The sequence below is a fragment of the Bacillus sp. SIMBA_074 genome, assembly GCF_046534555.1.
GTDB lineage: Bacteria > Bacillota > Bacilli > Bacillales > Bacillaceae_G > Bacillus_A > Bacillus_A mycoides.
Genome location: NZ_JAWRYM010000858.1, coordinates 1 through 254, shown reverse-complemented (window position 1 = coordinate 254; position 254 = coordinate 1). Strand labels below are relative to the sequence as shown.

Here is a 254-nt window from a genome sequence, read left to right as displayed (position 1 = left end):
CTGATGAGCAGCACTCGCACCCCGTTCGTGCTCTCCCAGGACCGGTGGCTGACCCCGGCGCTGTCCCGCCAGTCCCGCAAGACCGGCTCCCCGGTGGTATCCATCATCGTCTGCTCGGTGATCTATGCGTTCTTCACCACCGCGGACTTCCTGGAACTGGTGGTGCTGGACGTGTTCCTCATCAACCTGCTCCTGTTGTTCAACCTCGCCGCTCTCATCGTCCTGCGTATCAAGGAGCCCAACCTGAATCGCCC

General features: G+C 62.2%; 1 protein-coding gene. It reads left to right on the top strand.

Going from position 1 to position 254, the window contains the following annotated elements; genetic code table 11:
- On the top strand, positions 1–254 hold a 254-nt coding region (locus SB773_RS33185; RefSeq protein ID WP_410594694.1), incomplete at both ends, for an amino acid permease.